Annotated in this window: 28 protein-coding genes and 1 pseudogene; 18 read left to right on the top strand and 11 right to left on the bottom strand. The window is 70.9% G+C overall.

Features of this window, described 5'->3' with window-relative positions; all coding sequences use genetic code 11:
* Window positions 1–146: 146 nt before the first annotated feature.
* Window positions 147–764 carry a TOPRIM nucleotidyl transferase/hydrolase domain-containing protein gene (locus ACIRL2_RS37830; protein ID WP_395869688.1) on the top strand — a complete coding sequence of 206 codons (618 nt, stop codon included), beginning with the start codon at window positions 147–149 and terminating at the stop codon, window positions 762–764.
* Window positions 765–809: 45 nt separating this feature from the next.
* On the opposite strand, the gene ACIRL2_RS37835 is transcribed toward ACIRL2_RS37830, so the two are convergent.
* A complete protein-coding gene (locus ACIRL2_RS37835; protein ID WP_395869690.1) occupies window positions 810–1,130 on the bottom strand; it encodes a putative quinol monooxygenase in 321 nt (106 codons plus the stop codon).
* A 105-nt stretch (window positions 1,131–1,235) separates the two neighbouring features.
* Here ACIRL2_RS37835 and ACIRL2_RS37840 point away from each other — a divergent pair, with 105 nt between their 5' ends.
* Entirely contained in the window at window positions 1,236–1,553 is a 318-nt protein-coding gene (locus ACIRL2_RS37840; RefSeq protein ID WP_395869692.1) for an ArsR/SmtB family transcription factor, read from the top strand.
* Between the two features lie 174 nt (window positions 1,554–1,727).
* Here ACIRL2_RS37840 and ACIRL2_RS37845 read toward each other — a convergent pair whose 3' ends face one another.
* Window positions 1,728–2,087: a cupin domain-containing protein gene (locus tag ACIRL2_RS37845; RefSeq protein ID WP_395869693.1), complete on the bottom strand. Its 360-nt coding sequence runs from the start codon at window positions 2,085–2,087 to the stop codon at window positions 1,728–1,730.
* A 268-nt stretch (window positions 2,088–2,355) separates the two neighbouring features.
* On the opposite strand from ACIRL2_RS37845, the gene ACIRL2_RS37850 reads away from it, so the two are divergent.
* Window positions 2,356–2,916: a hypothetical protein gene (locus ACIRL2_RS37850; protein WP_402238404.1), complete on the top strand. Its 561-nt coding sequence runs from the start codon at window positions 2,356–2,358 to the stop codon at window positions 2,914–2,916.
* A gap of 73 nt (window positions 2,917–2,989) precedes the next feature.
* Here the strand turns inward: ACIRL2_RS37850 and ACIRL2_RS37855 are convergent, their stop codons facing one another.
* On the bottom strand, window positions 2,990–4,075 hold the full coding sequence (locus ACIRL2_RS37855; protein WP_395869697.1) for a DUF5937 family protein: 1,086 nt from the start codon (window positions 4,073–4,075) through the stop codon (window positions 2,990–2,992).
* A 100-nt stretch (window positions 4,076–4,175) separates the two neighbouring features.
* On the opposite strand from ACIRL2_RS37855, the gene ACIRL2_RS37860 reads away from it, so the two are divergent.
* Window positions 4,176–5,417, top strand: coding sequence for an MFS transporter (locus ACIRL2_RS37860; protein ID WP_395869699.1), 1,242 nt, complete (start codon window positions 4,176–4,178; stop codon window positions 5,415–5,417).
* A gap of 192 nt (window positions 5,418–5,609) precedes the next feature.
* On the opposite strand, the pseudogene ACIRL2_RS37865 reads toward ACIRL2_RS37860, so the two are convergent.
* Both ACIRL2_RS37865 and ACIRL2_RS37870 read right to left on the bottom strand, forming a co-directional pair.
* Window positions 5,610–5,684 (bottom strand): annotated as a pseudogene (locus ACIRL2_RS37865) (DinB family protein); the annotation flags it as partial.
* A gap of 232 nt (window positions 5,685–5,916) precedes the next feature.
* A complete protein-coding gene (locus tag ACIRL2_RS37870; protein ID WP_395869701.1) occupies window positions 5,917–6,291 on the bottom strand; it encodes a VOC family protein in 375 nt (124 codons plus the stop codon).
* 101 nt (window positions 6,292–6,392) lie between these two features.
* On the opposite strand from ACIRL2_RS37870, the gene ACIRL2_RS37875 reads away from it, so the two are divergent.
* The 7 genes from ACIRL2_RS37875 to ACIRL2_RS37905 all read left to right on the top strand — a co-directional run bounded on the left by ACIRL2_RS37875 (window position 6,393) and on the right by ACIRL2_RS37905 (window position 12,380).
* The gene (locus ACIRL2_RS37875) at window positions 6,393–7,079 is read left to right on the top strand and encodes an endonuclease (protein WP_402238409.1); all 687 of its coding nucleotides are present in this window, start codon (window positions 6,393–6,395) and stop codon (window positions 7,077–7,079) included.
* A 140-nt stretch (window positions 7,080–7,219) separates the two neighbouring features.
* Window positions 7,220–7,501: a hypothetical protein gene (locus ACIRL2_RS37880; protein WP_395869703.1), complete on the top strand. Its 282-nt coding sequence runs from the start codon at window positions 7,220–7,222 to the stop codon at window positions 7,499–7,501.
* A 132-nt stretch (window positions 7,502–7,633) separates the two neighbouring features.
* A complete protein-coding gene (locus ACIRL2_RS37885) occupies window positions 7,634–8,302 on the top strand; it encodes a HEAT repeat domain-containing protein (RefSeq protein WP_395869705.1) in 669 nt (222 codons plus the stop codon).
* 6 nt (window positions 8,303–8,308) lie between these two features.
* Window positions 8,309–9,313 (top strand): HEAT repeat domain-containing protein, encoded by a 1,005-nt coding sequence (locus ACIRL2_RS37890; RefSeq protein ID WP_402238413.1) that lies wholly within the window; start codon window positions 8,309–8,311, stop codon window positions 9,311–9,313.
* Window positions 9,314–9,442: 129 nt separating this feature from the next.
* Window positions 9,443–10,330, top strand: coding sequence for a transglutaminase domain-containing protein (locus tag ACIRL2_RS37895; RefSeq protein WP_402238416.1), 888 nt, complete (start codon window positions 9,443–9,445; stop codon window positions 10,328–10,330).
* Window positions 10,331–10,469: 139 nt separating this feature from the next.
* Complete coding sequence (locus ACIRL2_RS37900; RefSeq protein ID WP_402238418.1) at window positions 10,470–10,958, top strand: hypothetical protein; 489 nt, start codon at window positions 10,470–10,472, stop codon at window positions 10,956–10,958.
* Between the two features lie 474 nt (window positions 10,959–11,432).
* Window positions 11,433–12,380: a hypothetical protein gene (locus tag ACIRL2_RS37905; protein ID WP_402238420.1), complete on the top strand. Its 948-nt coding sequence runs from the start codon at window positions 11,433–11,435 to the stop codon at window positions 12,378–12,380.
* Between the two features lie 662 nt (window positions 12,381–13,042).
* Here the strand turns inward: ACIRL2_RS37905 and ACIRL2_RS37910 are convergent.
* Window positions 13,043–13,453, bottom strand: a complete 411-nt coding sequence (locus ACIRL2_RS37910; protein ID WP_402238423.1) for an organic hydroperoxide resistance protein — start codon at window positions 13,451–13,453, stop codon at window positions 13,043–13,045.
* Between the two features lie 85 nt (window positions 13,454–13,538).
* Here ACIRL2_RS37910 and ACIRL2_RS37915 point away from each other — a divergent pair, with 85 nt between their 5' ends.
* Entirely contained in the window at window positions 13,539–14,141 is a 603-nt protein-coding gene (locus ACIRL2_RS37915) for a TetR/AcrR family transcriptional regulator (protein WP_395869715.1), read from the top strand.
* Between the two features lie 146 nt (window positions 14,142–14,287).
* Here ACIRL2_RS37915 and ACIRL2_RS37920 read toward each other — a convergent pair whose 3' ends face one another.
* Window positions 14,288–15,211: a ketopantoate reductase family protein gene (locus ACIRL2_RS37920; protein ID WP_402238425.1), complete on the bottom strand. Its 924-nt coding sequence runs from the start codon at window positions 15,209–15,211 to the stop codon at window positions 14,288–14,290.
* Between the two features lie 173 nt (window positions 15,212–15,384).
* On the opposite strand from ACIRL2_RS37920, the gene ACIRL2_RS37925 reads away from it, so the two are divergent.
* From ACIRL2_RS37925 to ACIRL2_RS37940, 4 genes are all read left to right on the top strand, one after another.
* Window positions 15,385–16,275, top strand: coding sequence for a LysR family transcriptional regulator (locus ACIRL2_RS37925; RefSeq protein WP_402238427.1), 891 nt, complete (start codon window positions 15,385–15,387; stop codon window positions 16,273–16,275).
* 452 nt (window positions 16,276–16,727) lie between these two features.
* Window positions 16,728–18,359 carry a glycosyltransferase gene (locus ACIRL2_RS37930; protein ID WP_402238428.1) on the top strand — a complete coding sequence of 544 codons (1,632 nt, stop codon included), beginning with the start codon at window positions 16,728–16,730 and terminating at the stop codon, window positions 18,357–18,359.
* Window positions 18,360–18,499: 140 nt separating this feature from the next.
* A complete protein-coding gene (locus ACIRL2_RS37935) occupies window positions 18,500–19,330 on the top strand; it encodes a PIG-L deacetylase family protein (protein ID WP_402238430.1) in 831 nt (276 codons plus the stop codon).
* Window positions 19,331–19,360: 30 nt separating this feature from the next.
* Complete coding sequence (locus ACIRL2_RS37940; protein ID WP_402238432.1) at window positions 19,361–20,734, top strand: MFS transporter; 1,374 nt, start codon at window positions 19,361–19,363, stop codon at window positions 20,732–20,734.
* Here ACIRL2_RS37940 and ACIRL2_RS37945 read toward each other — a convergent pair.
* On the bottom strand, window positions 20,731–20,934 hold the full coding sequence (locus ACIRL2_RS37945) for a hypothetical protein (RefSeq protein WP_402238435.1): 204 nt from the start codon (window positions 20,932–20,934) through the stop codon (window positions 20,731–20,733). The genes ACIRL2_RS37940 and ACIRL2_RS37945 overlap by 4 nt on opposite strands.
* Window positions 20,935–21,214: 280 nt before the next feature.
* Here ACIRL2_RS37945 and ACIRL2_RS37950 point away from each other — a divergent pair, with 280 nt between their 5' ends.
* Window positions 21,215–21,535 (top strand): chorismate mutase, encoded by a 321-nt coding sequence (locus ACIRL2_RS37950; RefSeq protein WP_402238437.1) that lies wholly within the window; start codon window positions 21,215–21,217, stop codon window positions 21,533–21,535.
* Window positions 21,536–21,567: 32 nt separating this feature from the next.
* Here ACIRL2_RS37950 and ACIRL2_RS37955 read toward each other — a convergent pair whose 3' ends face one another.
* Both ACIRL2_RS37955 and ACIRL2_RS37960 read right to left on the bottom strand, forming a co-directional pair.
* Entirely contained in the window at window positions 21,568–22,584 is a 1,017-nt protein-coding gene (locus tag ACIRL2_RS37955) for an STM4015 family protein (RefSeq protein ID WP_395869732.1), read from the bottom strand.
* 169 nt (window positions 22,585–22,753) lie between these two features.
* Window positions 22,754–23,155 (bottom strand): hypothetical protein, encoded by a 402-nt coding sequence (locus tag ACIRL2_RS37960; RefSeq protein ID WP_402238440.1) that lies wholly within the window; start codon window positions 23,153–23,155, stop codon window positions 22,754–22,756.
* Window positions 23,156–23,362: 207 nt separating this feature from the next.
* Between ACIRL2_RS37960 and ACIRL2_RS37965 the strand changes: the two genes are divergently transcribed.
* Complete coding sequence (locus ACIRL2_RS37965; protein ID WP_402238442.1) at window positions 23,363–23,818, top strand: hypothetical protein; 456 nt, start codon at window positions 23,363–23,365, stop codon at window positions 23,816–23,818.
* Window positions 23,819–23,979: 161 nt separating this feature from the next.
* Here the strand turns inward: ACIRL2_RS37965 and ACIRL2_RS37970 are convergent, their stop codons facing one another.
* The gene (locus ACIRL2_RS37970) at window positions 23,980–24,795 is read right to left on the bottom strand and encodes an alpha/beta fold hydrolase (RefSeq protein ID WP_402238444.1); all 816 of its coding nucleotides are present in this window, start codon (window positions 24,793–24,795) and stop codon (window positions 23,980–23,982) included.
* Between the last annotated feature and the right edge of the window lie 22 nt (window positions 24,796–24,817).

Genomic DNA, 24,817 nt, shown 5'->3' on the forward strand with positions numbered 1-24,817 from the left:
TTCCGACCGGCTCCACACGAGACCGGCAAAAGCGTCCTTCTCCTTCATGGCCGATTACTCCATGACGGGCTTGTTCGATGCCCGGGCCTTCCCTCGCCGGGGAAAACTGCGTGCCGTGTCCGTTCGCACCGGGAAAGAATCGGCGCATGGTGGACATGCGAGCGTTCCGGGATGCGGTTACCGGCTGGGCGGCGGGCGGCCCCGGCGGGCCTGCGGGTGAGTTGGCCGTGCGACTGCGCGTGCGGACCGCGGTGTTGCTGGAAGGGCCGAGTGATCTCGCGGCCGTCGAGACGCTGGCCGCGCGGCGCGGCCGGGACCTGTCCTCCGAAGGGGTGTGCGCGCTGCCGATGGGCGGGGCGATGAGCGTCGGCCGGTACGCGGGCCTGCTCGGGCCGCCGGGGCTGGGGCTGCGCCTGGCCGGACTGTGCGACGAGGGCGAGCAGGGCTTCTACGACCGCGCTCTCGAGCGGGCCCGCGCACCGCGCCGCGGGTTCTTCGTGTGCGTGTCGGACCTGGAGGACGAACTCGTCCGCGCGCTGGGCGTGGCACGGGTCGAGGAGATCCTCGCGGCCGAGGGCGACCTTCGGGCCTGGCAGACCTTCGTGAGCCAACCCGCACACCGGGACCGGCCCTCGCACCAGCGGCTGCGGCGCTTTCTCGGTACGAAGAAGGGCCGCAAGATCCGCTACGGCCGGCTGTTGGTCGAGGCCCTCGACTCCGAGCGGGTACCCGCTCCCCTCGACGATCTGCTCGCGAGCCTGTGACCGGGGCACCGATCGAGACCGGCGGCGGCGGCGCGGTGGCGGCGGTCAGTTCGAGAAGTCGGGCCGGTAGGGGCTGTGCATGGTGAGGAAACGGATGTCCAGATCGGACTGGAGATAGTCCATGCGGCTCTCCCAGAAGGCGCTCATCCGGGGGAGCGCCAGGTGGGCGTCGAGATCGGCCTGCGAGCGCCACGCCTCGTAGAAGACGAAGACTCCGGGTTCGTCGCGGTCCTCATGGAAGTGGTATTCGAGGCAACCGGGTTCCGCTCGTGTGGGCTCGACGAACGAGAGCAGGAGCTGCTTCAACTCGGCGGCGCGTTCGGGCTTGGGCCGGGCGGTGCCGACGAGGGTGAGCGGCTGGGGCATGGGATTCTCCTCCAGAAGGTAAGACGAAGTTCGTACCTAGTGCCCGGTGGACGCTAGCAAGGCAGTAGGTATGATGCAAGCCGTACCTGAAAGAGAGGTGGCCGCATGCCCGACGACGAAGGTCATCCGGACGTCGAGGAGATCGAACTCGGCCGGGTGCTCTCGGCGCTGGCGGACCCGCTGCGTCGTCGGGTGGTGCGCGAATTGGCCAACGAGCCCGATGCCACGGCGCGGACCTGTAGTTCCTTCGGGCTGCCGGTGTCCAAGGCGACCCTGACGCACCACTTCCGCACGCTGCGCGAGGCCGGGTTGGTCCGTCAGGTCGACCGGGGCAACAGCCGCATGGCCAGCCTGCGTCGAGCCGACGTCGAGCGGCGATTCCCGGGGCTGCTGGACATCATCGCTGCAGAACCGCAGGACTGACCCGCGGCGCGCCCCACGACCCGGGGCCGGCTCCGTACCACCGGGCCGACCCGCGTGGCGGGCCGCAGTCCGCGGACTTCGTGGTGGCCGCGGCCGCCATGCGGGACGCCTACCGCCGGGTCGTCGTGCAGCGCTCGTACCTCGACCTACCCGCTCGTGCCGTCGTGACCTCGTTTATTTGGCGGGCGTGGCGTATTCGTGGATGTTGCCGGCGAAGTCGAAGACGACCGCGGTCTCGTCGCCGACGACCCACGCGTCGTGGCCGGGATCGCAGACGAAGACGTCACCCGCGCCGAGATCCTTCTCCTCACCGTCGTCCATGCGGATGTGCAGATGCCCTTGGGCCACGTAACCGTTGTGGTGGAACTGGCAACTGTCGGTCCCCGCGATGGGTCCGACATCCTGCGACCACCGCCAGCCCGGCTCGAATCGGGCAACGCCGAAATCGACGCCTTCCAAACTGACTACGTCGAGGTGACCGTGCGGCATGTCGCGGCTCTCGTCGGCCTCGTTGATCGAACGCACAGCAAGCATGGTGAATCATCTCCTTCGGAGTCCACCACTTCCATCGTGCGCCTCATCGCGAGCGAACGCGAACGGAATCCCCGAACCGCAACCCGGGGCACCCATACGGGTGAGGACCCCTGGCCGGCGGGTCCGGCGGCGGGCCGGGAGTGCGGTGCGCGCGGTGGTCGGCCGCTTTGCGCGCGGGGGCCGTCTGCGAGGGAGCGGCACGGCAGCATGAGGAGCGCCGAGGGCCGCGGGGACGGCGCCGGCTCGGGAGAACGAAAGGTGACGGCAGATGCCCTACGGGATCATCCTCTTGCCCGACACGCGGACATCGGCACGCCTGGTGGCGTATGCCCGCTCCATTGCCCACGATGTGCCCACGATCATGTGTGTGGACGAAGTGCGCCGACCGCACCTGACGTTGCTGCACGTCGACTGTGGTCGGGCGGAGGCCGCCGAGCTGTGGGGGCGTACCTGCGCGACGGTCCCGGCGGAGTTGCCGGTGGTGTTGTCCGGTACGCAGATCGCCGCGTTCGCGACCGGCGACCCCTACGTGCCGCAAGGCGGTGTGTACGTCGGGTCGGAGGCGCTCCGCAGCGCCGACCTCGACGCGGCACACCGCGAAGTGCTCGGGCACGCCCGCGAGTTGTCACTGGGCACGCTCACCTCGGCGGGCGCGGACTATCGCCCGCACGTAACCCTGGCGGTGCTCGAGACGAGCGACCACGTCCTGGTGCCGGTGCCGCCGCAGGAGTTGTCGGTCCCGTTCACCGGCCGGCTCGCCTGGGGAGCCATGGGACCGTACGGGACCTTCCCGGACATCATCGAAATCCGGAACACCGCGGCCACATGAGCGAACTGCGCGGTCGTCGCCGATGATGACGCGGCGGCGAGGGCGCCCGGGGGCTTCGGCGATTCGGGGTCGGTCAGCGCAGTACGGCTGCCAGCAGGTCGGTGCCCAGAGTTGTCACGTCGGGCAGGTTGAGGGTGTAGCGGACGTAACGGCCCTGGCGTCGGGCGGTGAGCAGACCCGCGCGGCGTAGGACGGCGAGGTGACGGGACACCTCCGGGGCTGACAACTCCCAGACGTGGGCCAGTTCGCCGGTGGTGTGCGGGCCGCGGGCCAGGGTGCGCAGCAGGCGCAGTCGTACCGGATGGGCCAGTGCCTCCAGGCGCAGGGTGACCGTTTCCAGTGGCACCGGTTCCGAAGGGCCCGACTCGGCCACGGGGTACTGCACCACCGGATGCCACCCGGGCGCGTGGACCACGACTAGGTGCGGGCGGTTGAAGACGGTGGGGATGAAGGTGACCCCGGTGTCGTGCGCGGTGGTCGCCTTGTCCTGCAGCTTGTCGATGACGATGCGGTCGCCGTCCGGTGCCAGCGCGATCGCGCCGGAGACCGATGCGAGGGCCGACCCGATGCCCTTGCGCTTCAGCAGGTCGTTCTTCAGGCGCAGGTCGGTGGCGAGTTGTACGGCGACGCCCGACCAAGCGGCGTCGAAGAAGGCCTCGGCGCACTGTTCGAGGGTTTCGCGCACCCACACCCGCACGGTGGCCGGGTCCGCGAGCAGCCGTTCCGCGAAGGCCTCCTGTCGTGCGCCGCGGGCCTGGGCCAGATCCAGGGCACGTTCGCGGGCGGTGGCGTCGGTGAGCGGCGAGGGCGCGACGAAGCGGACCCGGTTGCCGCCGCATGTGGTGACGAGTGCGGCGGTCACATATCTCTCGTCGTCGATCCGGTCCACGTCGCGCAGCTCCTCGGCGAGGGTCGGCCGGGGCCGGGCGGGGATCAGGAAGTCGGCCTGTGAGGAGCGCCAGAGGAAGTCCGCCTCCCGCAACCGTTCGGCGAGTTCCGGTGACAGCCCGGCCCAGACGTCCCCGGCCCAGGCGGCGAACTGCGGATGATGTCCGGGTTCGGCCAGCACGTGCAGCATCGCGGTCAGTTCGGCCAGCGGGGATGCGGCGAACCGCACTCGCTCGGACGGCAGGCCGCTGATGTCGATCCTCAAGGTCACCCCCTCATCATCACCGACCGTCCGACCGGCGACGGCGTCGATTGACGGTGTCCGTCAACCGACGCGGGCGAACCCGGCGGCCGAAAGCACCGTTGTCGCCATGCCAACCACCAGCAAGATCCGGCCCCGCGCCCTCGTCCGTGCCTCCGGAGGCCCCCGCTACGCCGTCGCCCTGGCCGTGGACGCGCTCGGCACCGGCCTGTTGCGGCCTTTTCTGCTGCTCTACGGGATGACGGTGCTGAGGTTGTCCGCTCCCGCCACCGGTATCGCCATGACGGTCGGCGTCGTCGTGGGCCTGGTGTGCATGCCCGCCGTGGGTCGATGGCTGGACCGGGGCGCACGCAGCACGGTCGTGGCGGCGTCGATGCTGGTGCGGGTGCTGGGAGTGGCGCTGCTGTTGGCCACCCCGGCGGGGCAGGTCTGGGTATTCGCGGCGGCGGCGCTGTTCCTCGGCATCGGCAACCAGGCGTGGCCGGCCGCCCACGCGGCTCTCGTGGCCACGATCGCCCACGGCCGGGAACGCGACGCCGCTCTCGCGGCGGGCCGTGCCCTGCGCAACGCGGGCCTGGGGGTGGGCGCGCTCCTCGCCACCGTGTGCCTGGCGGGCGGAGCCACCGCCTTGCAGGCACTGGCCGCCGTCACCGGGCTCGCCTATCTCACGGCGGCGGCCCTGGCGTGGTCGGTCCACCTGCACGCACGTCCGGCCGCCACCGCGGTCGAGGACCGGGACGAGGGGTCCGCTCCCCGTATGCGCGCCGTGTTGGCCGCCAACGTGGTGTACGTCTTCTGCCTCAACGTCCCCGAGATCGCCCTCCCGCTGGTGCTGGTGACGCAGTTGCACGCATCGCCCGTGTGGTCGGCGGCCATCTTCGTGGCCAACACGGTGCTGGTGGTCACGCTGCAGGTTCCGCTCACCGTACTGATGTCCCGGTTCTCCCGGCGCACCGTGCTGGCCCTGGCCGGTGTCGTACTCACCGCGTCCTACCTGGGCTTCCTCGCGGTCACCTCACTGGGGCACGGCTGGGCCGCCCCGGCCGTCGCGGTGATGTCCGTGGTCTGCACCGTCGGCGAGATCCTCTACGCCGGCAGTGCCACCGCCCTCGTCACCGCCCTCGCCCCGGCCCACGTCCTGGGACGATCCCTCGCCCGCTTCGAACTCTCCACGGGCTTCGGCCTCGCCGTCTCCCCCGCGGTCTTCACCGCTCTCGCACCGCACGGTCCGGCCGCGCTCTGGGGCAGCCTGGCCGCTGCGACGCTCCTCTCCGCGTCCGCGGTTGCCACCGAGAAGGACGAAGGAGCGCTTCTCGGCGAAAGCGCCCACCGGGCGCGAGCGGCCTCGTGAACTCGGGGGCGTCGCCACCGGTGATCCGCCGCCGAGCCCCGGTCCCGTGCCACCCGTGCATACGCCGAACCGGCGCTCCCCCGGATCCGCGGCGCGAGGGCCGGGTCCGGCACGACGAAGCGGCCCGGCGCCGAGGCCGGCAACCGACGACGAGCGGTGCCGGCGGCTCTCCGGGCCATGCCCTCACCGGCGGCGCCACGCGATCGTGGTGAACGGCGGTGGCCAAGGATGCGGATAGGGCGCGGCATCGCGCCCCCACCCGCCGGCTGCGCAACATCCTCCGCGGCCGGCACACCCGGCCACTCACCGCCGCATGTACCTTCCCCGGGACCCGCCGGCCGGCGGGTCCCGGGCGCCCTCGTCGACAGCGGCCTCGAGAGTTTCCTCCGCAACGCGGCCGACCGGATACCTCGGAACCCGCGCAATGGCCGATCCGGCCGGGCCCGGCTGCCCGACCGGGCGAACCGCGCAGGCGGGGTCCCTGCCGACGACTCGGGGTTCAGTTCTTGTGGGGATCGTGGGCCACGACGCAGAACGGGTGGCCGTCCGGGTCCTCCAACACCACGAAATCCGGGTCGTCCGGATAGTCCCACTCGGGTCGACCGGCACCCAGCCCGATCAGGCGTTCGACCTCGCCGGCCTGGTCGTCCGTGTACAGGTCCAGGTGGACCCGCACCGGTTCGACGCGCTCGCGCACCTCGCCGAGTTGAAGCGAGAGGGCGTGCCCGCTCCCGTCCGGTTCGACCAGGACGACGAAGTCGGTGTCCTCGGCGACCCGATCACGGGGGCGAAGCCCGAGCGCGGACGTCCAGAATTCGATCGCTCGCGGCAGATCGGTGGTGGTGATGACCGTACATCCCATGCGTAGCGTCATGTCCTTGCCGCTTCCCACCGACGATCGTTCGATTCCCCGCCCCCGTCGCGGGTAACGGCACCGCCGACGGCGATCACCCTCGCGACACGGAGCGGCCGGCCATGCCTTCCAAGAGCACCCCATCCCCCGGCTCGACCAAGACGGCCGAGACGAGGCGCGAGCTCGTCGGCGCGGTGCTCGCCGAGGCGGGCACGACATACGCCCGACAGGCCGGCATCCGCCTGACGAACAAGCCCGCGCCGCTGTGGCGGCTGCTCGTGCTGAGCAACTTGATCTCCACGCGCATCAAGGCCGATATCGCGGTGCGCGCGGCGCGGGAACTGATCGACGCGGGCGGCGGCACACCGAAGGGCATGGGCGACCTGACCTGGCAACAACGGGTGGACGCGCTCGGACGGGCGCATTACGTGCGCTACGACGAAGGCACCGCGACACGGCTCGGCGAATGCGCCGACCTGGCCCGCGACCGTTACGCGGGCGACCTGCGTCGCCTGGCGCGGGACGCCGGCGAACGCCGCGAACGAGTGCTGGAACTGTTGCGCGAATTCCCCGGCATCGGCCCGTCCGGCGCCTTGATCTTCTGCCGTGAGGCCCAGGAGGTGTGGCCCTTCCTGCGCCCGGTTCTGGACGAGAAGGCGCTCGCGGGGGCAACTCGTGTGGGCCTGCCGGAGACCGCCACCGCGTTGGCCGAACTGGTCGACGGCGACGACTTGGCGCGCTTCGCGGCGGCATTGGTACGCATCGACCTGAACCGCGACCTGGCGGCGAAGGTCACCGCGTCCGGGTAGGGACACCGGCGCGTCGTCGTAGGAAACGGGCGGAAGAGTAGATATTTCGTTGTACGAGCCGATCCGCCCTGCGCATGAAGACCGTTGCCGGTGGAAACGGGACGCTGGAGTTCCCCTCGATCACTCGAAAGGAAAGAACCATGAACAGCAAAAAGAGGTTCGCCGTACTCGCCACCGCCGCAGCGCTGTTGACGGCGCCCGGTCTGGCGGTGAGTCAGGCGGTGGCGACGACGGGACCGGCGACCGGCCCCGCGGCCGCCGCCCCCTCGGTCGGCCCCGGCTGGCACCACGTGCAGGACTTCGCCCCCGAAGACCTGGGCGGCTGCCACACCAGGGGCCAGTGGTACCTGGACAACGGAGCCAACAGGTACGAGTGCCGACCTGCCGGAGTCTGGCAACTGTGGGTGCTCACGGACTCGTGAGCCGCCCCTCGGACGGGACCTCGGCGGCGCTTTGAAGCCACCGCCGTGGGTCCCGTCCGGGGATCCCGCGGCCGGCCCCCTTGACCTTGACACCGTGACAAGGTCTTGACTACGGCCGAGGAGGTGGTCCCGATGACCTTGCCGAAGCAGGAGGCGGATGTGCCGCGCGTCCTTCGGGCGCTGGAGGACGGCCGCTCCCCGGTGCGGCTGCGGGCGGCGATGGTCGCCGGCACGACCCCGGACCCGCGTTTCGTGGACAGGCTCGTCGAGCGATGCGCGATCGAGCCCGATTTCCAGGTGCGCGAGATGCTCACGTGGGCACTCACCCGCCACGCGTCGACGAGGACGGTCCCGGCACTTGTCGGTGAACTCGGCTCGGAGCGGGCGCAGGCCCGGAGCCAGGCGCTGCACACGCTGTCCAAGATCGGGGATCGCCAGGCGTGGCCGGCGATCACCCGGGCACTTCTGTCCGACCCGGACGACGAGGTGGCGCGAAGCGCTTGGCGGGCGGCGGTCGCACTCGTGCCAGAGGGTGAAGAGCCCGCGTTGGCCGCGGTATTGGCAACCCAACTCGGGCGCGGCGGGCGTGAGATCCGGCTGAGCCTCAGTCGGGCGCTGATCGCGCTCGATGAGGCGATCGTGCCGACCCTGCGCGCGGCGATGACGGATCTCGACCCCGACGTGCGCCGGCACGCGATCGCCACGGAGCGGCTGTTGCGCGACCCGGACGCGGGATTCGAGTTCGCCACCGAGGAGGCGAAGCGTGTCGTGGCACTCGGCAGGGCCGGCCAGAAGGAGTGACAGGCCGTGTTGATCGGTGATGTGGCACGACGGTCCGGGGTCAGCGCCCGCATGCTCAGGCATTACGAATCGCTCGGGTTGTTGCGGCCGACGGGTCGTACCGAAGGCGGTTATCGCGAGTATTCGGGGGAGGACATCCGGCGCATCTTCCACATCGAGAGCCTGCGATCACTGGGGTTGTCGCTGCGTGAAGTCGGGTCCGCGCTGGATGATCCCGGCTTCCGGCCCGCGGATCTCGTCGACGACCTCGTCCTCCGGACGCGGGAACGCATCGCGCGTGAGACGGCGCTGCTGACGCGACTTCGTCGGATCGAGGCCGCGGAACCCGTCGGCTGGGAGGACGTCCTCCAGGTCGTCGCACTCCTCCAGGCCCTGGGGTCGGAGAGCGCCGGGAAGCGCCAGCGCGCGGCGTTGGCCTCGGCCGAAGAGGTTCCGGTGCCGGTGGAAGCCCTCGTCGAGGCGGCGTTGAGCGAGACGGACCCGAACGTCGCCGGGGCCCTTCGATGGGCCTTGGCTCGATCGGGCGACGGCGAATGGGCGCAACCACTGGCGCAGGGCCTCGACTCACCGGCGGCCGAGGTGCGCGAACGTGCCGTCCGGGCCATCGCCGAGATTCCCGACGACGAGGCGTCCGCACTGCTGCGGGACGCCCTCACGCACTCCGACCTCGTGGTCCGCAGGTGTGCGGCTCTGGCGCTCGGTCCGCGCGGAGTGGCCGACGCGGTCCCGACGCTCGTGGACATGATCGTCCATGACACGAATGACGTCGAAGCGGCCGATGCGCTGAGCGCGTTGGCGAGTCGTCCCGCGTTGGCGGACGAGATCGCCACCAGGCTCGTCGACTGCCTCGCGCAGGGCACCGCAGCAGCGTCCGCACGTCGACGGCTGACCCAGGCACTTGCGGACATCCCGGGATCCACGGCGTCCCGCGCCCTGGCGGATCTGTCCCGTGACGAAGACCGTGCGGTCGCGCTCACGGCGGCATACATCCTCACGCTGCGCGACGCGTGATGACGGCTGCTTCCCGGGGGCCGTGCCCGCGTCCTCCATCGCCGCTGCCGCCGGATAATTGAACACGTTCAAATCCTCTGACATGATGCGTCGTGGTATCCGGGGAATGCTCCATGAGGGGACCATGGCATGACGAGTTCGCTGCTTCGGCCCAGGCGCCGAATCCACGAGGACACCGTCGATCGGAGAGTGGTCGCGGGAAGCACGGCGCCGACGCGGATCCTCGACTGGCCGGACCGGCGCGTGACCGCACTGGCCGAGCGCGCCGCGAACACGGCGTCGGCCCGGCACCCGGAAAGCGTCGAGAACCCGGGAAAGGTCGAGAACCCGGTAAGCACCGAAGGCACGATGAACGCCCAGGATCCGAGCATCGCCGGGGATGCCGTCCGTCGGGTACAAGTCCTGCGTACAGCCCATCGTTTGATCGCCACAGCCGTCCGACCCGTGTACTCCGTGCAGGACGAACGGCCCACGTCGCAGGTGCTGCGCCTGGGTCGCGGATCGTGCAGCCAGCGCCTGGCCGTACTCGAAGCCGTGGCCCGCGCGTCCGGAGTGGCCACGCGGGTGCGCGGTCTGCTCCTGGACGGGGCGTTCTGGTATCCGAGGTTCCCGCACCTGCGTCGGATCGTCCCGGACCAAGTGGTGCTGGCCTGGCCGGAATTCCACCTGACGGGCCCGTCCACCGGCGAGCACCCCATGGCGCACTGGTTGACCGTCGCGGAACTCTTCGGCAACCTCGACGAGTTGAGCAACGGTCCTGGTGGCGGCTTCACCAACACCGGCCCGGAGACCCTCTTCGAGGCGCTGTCCAGGACGGCGATCGACTGGGACGGGACGACGCTGTGCCCGACCACCGATGCCCGCACCGCGTGCGACCTCTCCGGCTATGTCCTGGCAGACTTGGGCCACTTCGGCTCGCGCGACGAACTCTTCGCCCGACACGGCCAGACGTTGTGCCGCGTGGCGCGACTCGTCGCGGAACCCGTCCTCGGCCGACACTCGGCAGGGGCCCGGTAGTTCCGTACCGACCCGCCCGATGGAAGGCAGCATGTTCGTCCGGGTGAACCACCTCGTGCCAGGACTTCCGATGGGAGCCGACGAGGGGTGCGTCGGGTCGTGGCTGGTGGCAGGCAATCGGGAGTGGTGAGGAAGCGGCATGTCGATGTGGTTGACCCTGGTGAAGATCGAGCCTGCGGCGCTCGGGGAGGTCGCGGATACTCCGGGGCTGGTCGGCGGGTTGTTCGCCGACAGGGGCCGCAGCGGCTCGGTCGTCTCCGGTTTCCGTCCGCGGGTGGACCGCTACGGATGCGACTATCGCGTGCTGACCATGTCGGCCGAGGGCCGACTGGAGGCCGAGGGCGGTATGGAACGTTGGACCAAGGAGTATCCCTGGTTGGCCAGGGCGGTCGGGTACGGCTGCGACATCGTCGAGGGTGTCGAATTCGCGGGTGAGCCGGCGTACTTCCTGCCTCCGGAGCAGGTGGGGCCGGTGGCGGAGGGACTACGCGACGAGCGGTGGGCCACCGGCGCCGGCGCGTCCCGTCCGTGGAACGGGATCACCGGAGACAACACGTTCGAGGATCTGATCGTGTTCCTCACCGCAGCCGCCACCGAGGGCAAGGCCGTCATCAGCACGGTGACCTGACCACCCTCCGCCCTCCCCGATCCCCCACGCGCTGCCACTACGCGTCGGCGCACGAGCACGCCCCGAAACGCGACGGCGCGGACCTGGTGATCCGCACCGCACAGCGCTGCCGTGCCCGTGGGCAGTACTTCGGTCGTGGTCGCGTCCGAGGACTCGCCGGCGAGAGCGGGTCGGGCAACTCGCGCACCGTCCCGTGCCGTTCGTCCATCGGGAGGGTATGGGGATCGGATTTCGTACCCCAGGGGTTGCGGCTACCGGGCGAGCGGCCACAACTCGGGTCCTGGGTCGGGCGGCCACTCTCGTACCGGCCGGGGAGGCGGACGATCGTTCGCGGGCACGACGTCGTGGCGCCGATCGCGACCAAGACTTGTGGACATCCACCGAAGTCCGACCAGGTCGGACCAGGTCGGACCACGCCAGTCGGTCCCACGCGTGGACGACTCGGCTGATCCGTATCGTCGAAAGCGAGTTGCCATGCCTGTGCACCGGATATCCCGGGTCTATCGTTCGCTCGCCGTCCTGGCCACCGGCACGCTCATCGCGTGCGTCGCCCCCTCGGCGTTCGCCGCCGATCGCTCGGCCGCCGGCGATAAGCCCGGGCCGGGGATCCGGCAGGTAGCGGAAGGGCAGGCGTTGAATGTCGTCGCGGGCGTCGGAGGTCTCGCGGCACCCGCCACCGCGGTGCCCGGATTCGCCACGTTCCGGGTGGCCACCTCCGACCCGGGTCGTGGGCATGTGGGGCTGCTGCGACTGAACCCCGGCGTGTCCGTCGAGGCGTTCGTGCCGAATCTCGTGCGGGCACTGTCGCACGATCCGGACGGGATTCGCGACGGCGGCAACGCGGTCATGCGGGAGGCGACGTTCCTCGGCGGCGCGGCGACCGTCCCGGGGCGCTCGGTCTCGTTCGGGGTGACGCTTCGGCCCGGCATGTATTTCTGGGTCGACTTCCTCGACTTCGAGACGGCGAATCCGCCGGGCGTCGAGCGGGTGCGGACGCTGACCGTGGCCGGCCGGCCGGACGCCACGCCCGGCCCCTCGCCCGAGGGCGTGATCGCCTCCATCCGGACGGGGGAGGGACCCCGCTACGTCGCGCCCGACCGGATCCGCTCCGGAGCGCCCCTGTTGGTGGTCAACCTCCTGCCCCGGCAGGTCAACGAGGCCATCCTCTACCCGGTGCCGGCCGGCACGACGAACGAACGGCTCGCCGAGTTCTTCCGCGCCCTGGACCGAGGCGAATGGGGCACACCGCCCTTCGATACGACTGCCGGCCTGGGCATGACCCCGCTGTCCCCCGGCCGCTCCGCCGTCCTCGACGCTCCCCTCGACGCGGGCCGCTACGCGCTCATCACGTGGGTCCACGACATCTCGGACGCCAAACGCCTGGGAGCCAAGGGCATGCACACTCTGATCGAGGTCGAATAGCCACGGAACGTCGCGGTCCCGACGATGTGGCCCCGGGACTCCCGACCCTGGGCCTCGCCCCTGGCGCCCCGACCCTGGGACCCCCGGCGCGGGACTGGAATCCGGGACCGGATCCGACTTCGCCACACCGGTCGGCGCGCCGTTTCCGCCGTGCCGCAGCGAAGGGCACGCAGGGTCGATCGAAGAGCCGATCACCCCCACCGGCGGCCCGGTGCCGCCGCGGAGGGCGCGCGTCGCCGAACATCGCTCGGGGATTCATCTCATGAGCACCCACGACTCGCCGGACACGCCGGATGCGCCTGCCGGGCCGGGTGCATCCGTGACCCGAGGCAATACGTCGGACCCGCGCCGAGGATTGCTGCGCGGCGCGGCGTGACCACGACGCCGGGCCGGCCGCGGTGTACGGCCCGCCGCCGGCAGCACCGGGCGCACCGCCGCCGAACGGGTGGTCCGTCGTTGCACAGACCCGGACCGGGGAACACGGCCGTGGTGAACGAGGTCCCGCCGGGCCCGAGACGCGCCGCCGACGCCCGGCGCCCGGCGCGTTTCGACCACATCGGCACCCCTCGCGCAGCGGGCCCAGCCCAGCTCCGGGGATCCTCCGGGACCGCGTTCCGGTTCCGGGTGGTCCGCGTCGGATTCCTCGTCTCGCCGCCGATGGACTACTCGATGACGAGTTCGACCGGGATGTTGCCCCGGGTCGCGTTCGAGTACGGGCAGACCTGGTGGGTGGCCTCGATCAGCGCGCGTCCCTCCTCCGCGGACAGGTGTTCCGGCAGTTCCACCCGCAGGGTCACGCTGAGGCCGAAGCCGCCGTCGCCGTTCGCGTTCAGACCGACCTCGGCCGTCACCGAGGCGTCTGCGGCGTCCACCTTCTGCCGCTTGGACACGAGCTGCATCGCGCTCGCGAAGCACGCCGCGTAGCCCGCCGCGAACAGTTGCTCGGGGTTGGTCCCCACACCGTCCCCGCCGAGTTCCTTCTGCATGCCCAGCTTGACGTCGAGCTGTCCGTCGGAGCTCACCGCACGTCCGTCGCGTCCGGCGGAGGTGGCGATCGCGGTGTACAGGCTCATGGTCCCGCCCTTTCGAAGAGATAGACAGAGGGGTCTGTCTTGGCGTGAAACGAATGTAGACAGACCTGTCTGGTAAAGTCAAGGTGTGAGTACGACACCCTCCGACCACCGCCGCGAGAGCCCGGCCCGCCGCCGCGTCCTCGACACCGCGACCACGCTCTTCTACGCGGAGGGCGTGCACGCCGTGGGCGTCGACCGGATCATCGCCGAGGCCGGCGTGGCGAAGGCGACGTTCTACAACCACTTCCCGTCCAAGGACGAGTTGGTCCACGCCTACCTGGACGAGCAGTACCGCACGCAGCGCGACGGTGCCGCGGCGCTGTTGGCGGGTTCGACCGACGTACCGCCGCGCGACGTGCTGCTGCGGGTCTTCGAGCTGATGACCGAGATCGGCCGCGAACCCGGCTTCCGGGGGTGCCCGTTCATCAACGCCGCCGCCGAATTCCCGGACGTGTCCCACCCGGTGCGCAAGGCGGTCCTCGACCACCGCACCTGGTTCCGCACAATGCTGACCGACCTGCTGACCGCCGCCGGCGACCCGCACCCCGTCGCGACGGCCGACATCCTGATGCTGCTGCGCGACGGCCTGGCGGTCGGCTGCTACCTGGACGACGCCGACGCCATCCGGCGGATCATCCCCGACGCCCTGAACCGCGTACTCGGCACACCCGGCGACGCGAACCACTGACCGACGGCGCGGCGCGGCACGGCGCGCGGCCCCCGACGCACACACCGGCGCGGCAGGTTCGGCCCCCGAGCGCCCCGGCTTCCACCCGGTCGACACCGGCACTCCGAGCCCGACCGTGACGCGGTACGTCTTCTACGCGGGGGCGGTCACCCGCTCGTGAGCTCGGCCATCAACCGGACCGCGACGGGTACCGGCGTGCCGTGCCGCGTGGCCGTGCGCAACAACGCGCCTCCGATCGCGTCGAGTTCGGTGGGACGGCCGGTCTCCGCGTCGCGTTGCATGGACGACTTGGTCTGCGCCGGAAAGGAGTCGTACAGCGCCAGGGATCGCGCGGGATCGACCGGCGCACCGCAGGCCGCGCTCACCGCGGCCGCTTCCTCGACGAGAGCGACCAACTCCGCCCGGCGCTCGGCCCTCACCTCGCCGATGGTGAGCCCGTAGCGGGTGGTGAGCAGCGCAAAGGGCGCGAGGAAGGCGAGTTTTGTCCACAGGGCGGCGGTCTCGTCCGCCACCGTGCGCGTGCGCACGCCGGCATCCGTGAGCACGGCCGCCAGGGGAGCGAGTTGCTCCCGCGATCCGGCCAGGTCGATCTCCGTGAACGGGCTGCCGTGTTCGATGACGCCCGGCGCGATGCGCGTCGACTCGACACGGATCACGCCGGGTGCGACGACGTTCCGTTCGCCGAAGTACCCACGCAGTACCGAGGGGTGCTCGATGCCGTTGAGCAGTGGCACGATCAGGCCGTTCCCGACCGCCTGCGGCGGTATGCGTTCCAGCGCGCCGCTCAGCGCGGTGTGCTTGACGGTGATCAGGCACAGGTCGACGGGATCGCGCAGTTCGGTATCCGTCTCGACGTGCGCGGTGAAGTCGCCGAACTGCCCGCTGCACACCCGAATCCCGCTTCGCCGCATAGTCTGTGCGGTCTCCTCCCCCGCGACACAGATCACCCGGTGACCGGCCCGGGACAAGAGCGCGGCGAGCAGGCCGCCCACTCCTCCCGGCCCGAGTACCGCCACGGTCCACGGGCGCGCGCCGGCGTGTTCGTTGTCGGAGGGAGTCGAAGCGGACACGGGATATTCCTCTCGATGGCGGTCGGGGTCGGCACCTGCTCCACCGGGCTCTCCCGTCCGGACGGGGGCGCGTGGGTGAGAGCAGGTTGCCGCCCGGATCGATCATCGAACCGGGGCACTTCCAAGTCAATCCTCGGGTTTTATGCCAACTACCCAAGCGTTACCTTAAGTCCATGACTCTCGATGATCTGCGTGTCTTCGTCGCGGTGTGCCGAGCCGGGAGCCTGAGCGCCGTCGCCCGGGAACTCTCGTGCACACAGTCGGCGGTGAGTCAGCATGTGAAGCGGCTGGAACGGGAGACGAAGCTACAACTCCTGGAACGCCACCCCCGCGGCGTCGCCCCCACCGCGGCGGGACGCCTGCTGCAAGCGGCCGCCGCCGACGGCATCGCCGGCCTGGACGTGGCCCTGCGTCGCCTCGACGAACTGGCCCACGGCGAGGCCGGATCGGTACGGGTCACGACGGGCGCCACCACCGTGCGGCACTTCCTGTCCGGGGCCGTCGTCGCCTTCCGCAGCCGATACCCCAAAGCCAGCCTGGAGTTTCGGACCGAGACCTCCAGTCGCAGTTGCTTCGACGCGCTCGCCTCCAACACCCTCGACCTGGCCTGGATCACCGTCGGCGGCCCGATCCAGGGCATCCAACAACGCCGCGTCGCCGAACTGCCCTGGGTGTTGGCCGTCCGCGCCGACGATCCGTTCGCCGACCGCACCCACATCGACACCGCCGAGCTCGTCGGCATCCGGCACATCAGGCTTCCGGAGGACTCCTCCTCGCGGGCGCACCTCGACGCGGCCTTCGCGAGGCTGGGCATTCACGTCACATCCGACACCAGCGTCGCCGACTGGGACACCGCCATCCTGCTCGCCGAACTCGGCCTCGGACACGCCGTCGTCCCGGCCCTCCCCGACCAACGCGGCACCGACGGAACCGGCCCGATACGTTTCCTCCCCATCCCCGACCTACCACCCCTGTCGGTCGGCTGGGCCGTACGCCGCTGGGACAACCTCACCCCCCTGGCCCGAGCCTTCGCCGACAGCGTCGCCCTCGACGGCCCACGGTGACGGACGAGCCGGCACGGTGCTCGCCGTGGCGGCCGGCCGGACGGCGATTCTCGATCGGGCGAACACCTGCGGCTGTCGTGGCGCGTCGGCTGTCGACGATCGCTTGAGGAACCGGGGCGGGGCAGGGACGGGTTCGGCCGCGTCGGGCGTCGGTGAATTCCGGGCTCCTCGAGGATGTGCCGATCTCGGGCTCGTGCAGGAACGTCGTAACGCTCACGCCGCCGCTCGCGCATGGGTGGCCGGTGGCTCGGGTGGATGCGGGACCGGTCAGGGACTGCCGGCTCAGGCGCCCGGGACAGCGCGAGATCGATGGTGAATGGCAGATGCCGCGATCCGGACTCGGATCCGAATCCGAATTCGGGTCGAAGGGTGAATCCGGGACCGGCCCCGAGGGCCGCGTGTCGTCTCGGTACGTCCCCCACCACCGCTCCACGCACAGCAAGGCAACCGCAATGATCCGCACCGAACGCTGCCACGGGCCATCCCTGCCCCGCCCCGTCGGCCGTCCCACCGAGACCACGGGCAGCACGGACGATACGGACAGTACGGGCAACGCGGGCACCATCAACAGCACCGGAAACGCCGGGAGCACCGGCACAACGGCGACTCGCTCGACCCGGCCCCGTGTCCACGACTCGCACCCGCCGCCTCGCGGGCCGACCTCGCCGCTGCCGGAGGTCGAACTGCCGGCGACACCCCTGGCCCGCCTCGAACACGTCGTCGGCGCGGAACGGCTCGCCGAGGTGCGCGGCGCACTGCGCGAGGCCCGCGAGCGCCTCGACGGGCGCGAGGTGTGGCACGTGAGTGACAATCCGACGCGCGGTGGGGTCGCCGAGCTTCTCCGCGCCACGCTGCCCCACATGCGCGGTGAGGGCATCGATACCCGGTGGGCCACGATCGAGGGCAGCCGCGCGTTCCGCGCCCTGACCAAGGCGCTCTACTACCGGATGTGCGGCGTCGCCGCGCACGCACACGAGGACCCGCCGACCCCGGAAGGCGGCCGCGCCCTGTACGAACGCATGTCGCGCGCAGCCGCGGAGCGCCTGCTCGGCGTCATGGGCCGACGCAGCGTGGTCGTCCTGCACGATCACCAGACGGCGGGCCTGATCCCGTACCTGCGCGAGGCCGGGTGCACCGTGTTGTGGCAATGCCACATCGGCGCTCCTCTGCATGCCGAACCAGCCGGTCCCGCTTGGCAGTTCCTGCGTCGGTACCTGTCCGCCGCACACGGCTTCATCGCGTCGTACGACGGAGCGCTGCCGGTCGGGCTGCCCGACGTACCGGTCCGCATCCTGTCACCGTCGATCAACCCGCTGTCACCGAAGAACCTGCCGCTGCGTCCCGCCGTGGACACGTCGCGCCTGATGGCGCGGATCGGCGTCTTTCGAGAGCCGAGCGGCGCTGACGCGGATCCGTCCGGTGGTTTCGCCTTCGCCGATCCGCTCCTTCGCCATACCGCGCGGATCGATCGTCACGCGGGTGCGTTGCCGGCCGGCACGCCACTCGTCACGCAGGTGAGTCGATGGGACCGGGTCAAGGACATCCCGGGCGTGATCGAGGCGTTCACCGACCATGTCGACCCGGACTTCGGTGCGCACCTGCTGCTCGTGGGACCACGAGCGGCCGGCGACGCGCAGGCCGAACAGGTGCTCGCGGAGTGCCGCGAGGCCCGCGAACGTCGGCGGAACCGGCCGGGCCGGGTGCATCTGGTCGAGATTCCCACCGATCATCCGACCGAGCACGCGTTGACCATCAACGCCATCCAACGGTGCTCGACCGTGGTGATCCAAAAGAGCCTCGCCGAGGGATTCGGATTGACCGTGTCCGAGGCCGCCTGGAAGGGACGGCCCGTGATCGCCTCGCCGGTGGGTGGAATCCGACAACAGATCCGACACGGCCGATCCGGCCTGCTGCTGAACCACCCGCACGATCTGCCGGGACTCGGCGCCGGCATCGACCGACTGCTCGCCGACCCGGCGTACGCCCGGGAGCTGGGCGACAACGGACGCCGCCATGTGCGCACGAACTTCCTCACGGACAGCGGCGTGCTGGGGTTCGCACGGATTCTCTGCGAACTCCCATAGCAGGCGGCGGCGAACCCCTACCCCGAACGGACCGGACCGCCGCACGACATGGTGCACCGGGCGCACTCCCGAGGTGAACACAGGACCCCGCGCAACGCCATCCACCACGACGTCCACCCCGACACCAAGGACCGATCGCCATGCGAATCCTCGCCCTCGGCGCCCACCCCGACGACGTCGAACTGCTGTGCGCCGGAACCCTCGCGCGCTACCGAGCGCAGGGCGCCCACGTGACCATCGCCATCCTGACCAACGGCGCACCGGGCGCACCGACCGAGCCCCGGGCCACGCCCTCCATCCCGTCCGCGTCCCCGTCTCCGTCCCCGATCGCCCGTGTTCGCGCACACGAGGCCCGCGAGGCCGCGTCCGTACTCGGAGCGGACTCGATCATGCTCGGACTGCCGGACGGCTTCCTCTACGACACCCCCGCGGCCCGCCTACTCGTCGTGGACGTGCTGCGCCGCACCCGCCCCGACGTGCTGTTCGCGCATCACCCCGAGGACTACCACCCCGACCACCGGGCCGCGGGCGCCCTCGCGAGCGCCGCGCGGCTACTGGCTCGCGAACCGGGCCTCGAAACCGGGCACGCCGCCCTCGACACCGTCCCGGCGTTGTTCCGGATGGATACGTTGACCGGCGCGAACGGGGGTACGCCGGACCTGTGGGTAAACATCACCGACACCATGCCGACCAAGGAGGCCATGGTGTCGCGACACGCGAGTCAGAACGACGGCCGCCGCCGGCGCGGCGGCCACGACTTCGTGGACCTCGCCCGACGGCAGTCCGCGCTGCGCGGCCGAGAGGTGGGCGTCGCGTACGCGGAAGCGTTCACCCGTGCCCGCGCCCATCCACCGACGACGACGGCCGACCTCGCGCTGCCCTGGATCACCCCCACACCCGCCACGCATGACCCGCATGACCCGCCCGGAGTCGTCGCGACCGTAGCCGACCGCCGCCCGAGCAGGACGTGAAACCACACGGAGAACGGAGAACGGACAGCCATGCGCATCCGCCCCGAAGCACCCGCTGCCCGCCGCGCGTCGCGCCGACGCCGCCGAGACCGGGAACACCGACCGGGTTCCGGCCGGTGGGGGCTGTACGCCGTGTTCTTCCTCAACGGGACGGTCCTCGCCAGTTGGGCGCCGCGCATCCCGCAGGTCAAGGCCGATCTGCACCTGTCGGACGGACAACTGGGCATCGCCCTGCTCGGCGTCGCGCTCGGGTCGGTACCGGCGATGCCGGCGGCCGGCGTCCTGGTCAACCGATTCGGAAGCCGCCTCGTCACCCGTGTCGCGCTGCCGATCTACGCGTCGGCGGTCGCCCTGCTCGCCCTGGCCGACGGTCTGATATCGCTCACCCTCGGCCTCGCGGTCCTCGGCGCCGCCGTCGGCGCGCTCGACGTGGCCATGAACACCCACGCCGTCGACGGCGAACGCGACGCGGAACGCCCACACATGTCCTCGTTCCACGGCCTGTACAGCGCGGGCGCGCTCACCGGAGCCCTGATCGGCACGGTCGCGGCGGCGGCCGGCGTCCGTCCGGCCACCCAGTTCGTGGTCACCGCCGCCGTCGCCCTGACCGCCTCGGCGCCGGCCGTCGCGGCGCTGCGACCGGCCGTCCACCACGTGCCGAAGGCGCGTACCGAACCCACATCCCGAACCCGACCGGGACTGCGGGGACGCCTGTTGGGGCTCAGCCTGCTCGGGCTGTGCGTCCTGCTCATCGAGGGCGTGGTCACCGACTGGGGCACCGTGTATCTGGCGGATTCCGTCCACGCGGGGCCCGGTGTGTCGGGCGCGGGCTACACGGTGTTCGCACTGGCCATGACGCTCGGACGGCTCTCCGGTGATCGTGTGGCCGCGCGCTTCGGCCCGGTGCGGGTCGTGCGCCTCGGCGCGTTGGCGACCGGATCCGCCGCCGCTCTCGCGATCGCGGCGCCTCACCCATGGGTGGTGGTACCCGCGTTCGCGGCCGTCGGCCTGGGCATCGCCTCGTCGTTCCCGCTCGTGGTGGGCGGCGTCGGCCGGCAGTACCCCGACACCCCCGGCCCCGCCGTCGCCACCGTCTCCACCACCGGCTACCTCGCCTTCCTGGCCGGACCGCCACTCGTCGGCTTCCTCGCCGGCCACATCACGCTGCGCTTCGCCCTGCTCCTGCTGCCCCTGCTCGCGGTCGTCGCAGCTTCCCTCTCCGGACTCCTGTCCGAGAACCGCACCTCCCGGAGTCCCGGGGGCGTCCGGGGCGTTCGCGATTCCCGGAAGACCCCGACGGTTCGGCGACGGGAGGAAACCTCGCCGACGACGGCCTCTGCCACCCGACCGGGTCGCGCGGGCCGTCGTCACCATCGAGAGCACCTGCCGCCAAGACTCGCCTAGGCGCCCAGACACGCCCGCAACTGGGCGGTGGCAAAGGCCTTGCCGCCGAGGTTGTAATTCATGTCGTACGCCTTCATGCACTGCGGCAGCCGCCCGTGCTGCGGCAGAGTGGCGTTCGCCGAAGTTCCCGTGGCCAGCACGAATACGGGTGCCAGGACGGCGGCGGAAACGATCGTGACGATCAAGCGGCGTATTTTCACGAGGAGTTGCATCCTTCCGGTTGAGGATTGGCAGCGGTCGATGCCAGGACGAGGCCCGGATGAGCATCGACCGGGGTACACACCGCCCGTGACGGGCGACGATGCCGAACGGGCCGATCCGGATACCGATCCGGCCCTGCTCCGGCCCCGACCGACGATGCCGGCCGGGGCATGGCCTCGATACCGACGAAAGTTGCCTGCCCCAACCCGAAAGTCGAACCGGACCCGGCCGCGACGCGGAGCGGGCCGTCGTCCCGGGAAGATGTGCGACGCTGTGGTCATGTCAGCACCCCGAGACCTCGCCGAGGTCCGCATGCGGATCGACGAACTCGACTCCGAAGTGGTCCGGTTGCTCGCACAACGTCAGGAATTGGTGCGCACGGCCGCCGGATTCAAGAGCGACGAGCAGGCGGTCAGGGCTCCCGATCGAGTCGAACGCGTCATCGCGGCCGTACGTGACCGCGCCGTCACGGCGGGACTGGCACCCGAGGTGGCGGAAGCCGTCTGGCGGGCCATGATCGCCGCGTTCATCGATCTCGAACTCCACGAACACCGCCGAAGCACCGACGCGGCCGATCCCGTACCCCACCAAGGGCCGTAGGCAGCCCGACACGTCCCCCGGGTCGAGCTTCGCTATTCGGCGACCTGCGTGTACCTGCCCTCTTCGGGGGTCTCCGCTTCCCACGGGGTGCATGCCTCGGAGAGGTCGACGGCCACCCCGGCCGGTTCGAGGGCTTCGCGGAGCCGTCGGACGGCGCCGTCACCGAGGAAGTGGTGACGGACGGTGAGGCGTTCGAGGTGGGTGAGGGGCCGGCCGGCGAGCAGCGCCTCGGCGCCGGTGTCGGAGAGCGTGCCCATGGACAGGTCGAGTGAGCGCAGCCGCGCGACGAGGGGGGCGGCGGCGACTGCCGCCGCGACCTCGTCCTGGATCTCGCTGTTCATCAGACCCAGGTGCCGCAGCGCGGGGTGCCGGGTGCCGTCCAGGAGATCGGCCAGGTCGGCCGGGGTCGCGTCGCCTCCGTACATGTCCACGCCGAGCCACAGGTCGAGGTGGTCCAGGGCGGGGAATTCGCACGCCGCGACCGTCCGGGGCAACTGCGCGGGCATGCCGCCGGTTTGCAGGACGAGCTTGCGCAGCCGCGCGTGCCGGATCGGGCGCAGGACGAGTCCGGGTTCCGCGGTGCGGAACTGGCCGAACCGGTAGCCCAATTCCTCGAGGTTCGGGAATGCCTCCAGGAGCGGTGTGATGTCCTCGGGTGGGATCCACGAGACTTCGTGCTCTTCGCTGGTGATGTCGGCGACGAACAGGTGGCGCAGCGCGGGGAACTTGTCGGCATGCGCGCACAGCAGGCCGATGACGGGTTCCTCGTCGCCGTCCAGGATGTCGGTGGCCCAGTAGCCGATGACCAGCGCCCGCACCTGCGTGGTGTCGACGGTCTTGAGGAAGAGCTCCAGCACCTCCGGGAATTCGAGCTCGGCGTCGAAGTGGGTGGCGATCTTCCAGGCGACCGCTGCGGGTTCGGGGGCGGAGGCGACGAGTTCGGCAAGGTGCTCGTCGTTGTCCGTCTCGAAGGTGTCGATGTCGTCGTCCGCCAGGAACGGATGCACCGTGAGCCCGCCCAACTCGGCGAGATGCTCCCACACACTCATCAGGATCTGCTCCGTTCCCGATCCGCCCTCGTCCCGGCGGAAGCCTACGGACACCCGCCGACACGGCGCGTGCGCGGGGGTCCGGGGCGAGGCGCGCCGACGGATCGGTCGCGTGAGCCGGATCGCCGCGTCGGTCACCGCACGCCGTCGCCCATCGACCGGCCCACCGCTATCGACGCTCGACCCTCAGCAGGCCGGCGATCATTTCGGCGGTCTTCTCCCCCGCGCGCTGTTTGATCAGCCCTTCCTTGGCCGTGCCGCGAACCACGACCCGTGTGGTCTCGGATTCGCTCGTGAGCGCGACGGTCACCAGAACCGGGTTCATCCGCAGATGGCCACCGCCCGTGACCACCCGGATCGTCCGCCGGCCCGGACTCGATTCGCCTCCACCCGGCTCCGGTGCGACACCCACGCCGGCCAGGATGGCCGCGACATGTCGCACGGCGCCGTCGAACGACATCGGCAGATCGAGGGTGACCTCGTGGGAGTTGTTGCGCATCAACGCGACCACGAACCCCACGCCGTAGCGGCGGCGGAATTCGGCATTCACCACCGCGTCCTCGTCCGACATCATCGCCCCTTCGCACCGTCCGGCCCCTGCGTGCATCGCGCCCGGCCCGGCCGTGTGCGGGCGGGTGGCAACCGGGACGACCGGTCGCCTACCACGACTTCGACGAAGACTAGGCCCCGACCCGGCGGTGATCTTTCGCCCCCGGGTTCGCGCCCCTACCTTTGGGATGCTTCCGAAATGCTTCGCGAACCGAGGGGAGGACAGGCCGTGGCCTACATCCAGCGGCACCGATTCAAGCTGATTCCGTGGCCGTGGACCACGATGGCCTGGGTGCGGGTCCCCGAAGGGCTGGAGTACACCCTCTACCAGGTCGGCGACGTCGTCCCGCGCGGGCAGTCGGTCCGGTGCCTCCCGGACGAGTACGCCCGGTGGTACCACGCCTTCGAGACCTTCCAGGGCGAGCTGCGATCGGCCGAGTCCGATGTGCGATACCAGCACGGAATCCGCTATGTGTCACGGCCGTTCGCCGATCGCACGGTCATCCGCCGACACTGGGGCGACCTGATGCCCAACCGCCGCGAGCGCTCCCGCGCCTCCTTCGAACGCTGCGCCGCCCGCATGCGCGCGGCCGACGCGGCGTACGCTCCGATCCGCCTGGTCATCGAGGAGCGATTGGCGGAGGCACACGCGACGGAGACACGTACGCAAGCCCCCGGGGAGTAACCCGGCACGCCCATCGGAGCACGGCCGCCGAGAACGGGTGGAAGCGGCACGGGAGCACGCACAGGTGCGACCCGGTGGGTTGAGGGACGGCCGGGTCGGACCCGGTGACGAGGCTGAGCCGCCAACCTCGCCGATCGGGTCGATCGCATCGGGAGGGCCGGTCAGCGGGAACCGGCCAGAAAGCCCCGCACGGTGGCGACGTACTGCTCGGGGTGGGTCGAGTGCGGGACGTGCCCGGCGCCGTTGAACGTCCGCACCTGCGCGTGTGGGATCGTGTCGTCGAGCTTGCCGACGATCCGCGGGAACCACGGCGGGCTCTCGGTGCCGTATGTCAGGAGCACGGGCGCGGCGAACCCGGACACCCCGGTGAGGTCGAGCCCGGCCCAGTGCGGATCGGCTTGTTCGTCCGAGAACGTGGCAGCGTTGGCGATGAACGTGTCGCGCACCGCATCGGTCAACTTCTCCCACATCCCGGGTCCGAGCGCGACCTCCTCGACGAAGCGGTACGCCCCGCCCCGGTCGTCGCCCGCGCGCAGGCTGTCGACGACCGCGTCGATCCGGCCCTGCATCTCGCGCATCAGCGGCTCGAGTTCCGGATCGCCCGCCACGGTCTCCAGCAGCGGCGGCTCGTGCGCGACGAGGCTGCGGAACCACTCGGGCCGACGCGCGGCCAATCCCAGCGCCGTGGACGCGCCGAACGAGTTTCCGACCACGTGGGCGGGCGCCACGTCGAGCCGCTCCACCAGCGCCGCCAAGTCGTCCTCGTCCTGGGTACGGGAGCCCGCTCCGGCCGGGGCGGTGCTCCTCCCGTGCCCCCGACGGTCGTAGGTCACCACGCGGTACGACGCGGCGAGCGCGGGAACGACCGGGCTCCAACTGCGATGGTCGGTCCACGAGCCGTGAACGAGCACGAGCGGCTCGCCCTCGCCCGCGACTTCGTAATACAGGTCGGCGCCATTCACCTGCGCGCGCGGCATGCCGGTTCTCCTCGCTCGTGCG

It is taken from the genome of Embleya sp. NPDC127516 (assembly GCF_044765325.1).
Taxonomy (GTDB): Bacteria; Actinomycetota; Actinomycetes; order Streptomycetales; family Streptomycetaceae; genus Embleya.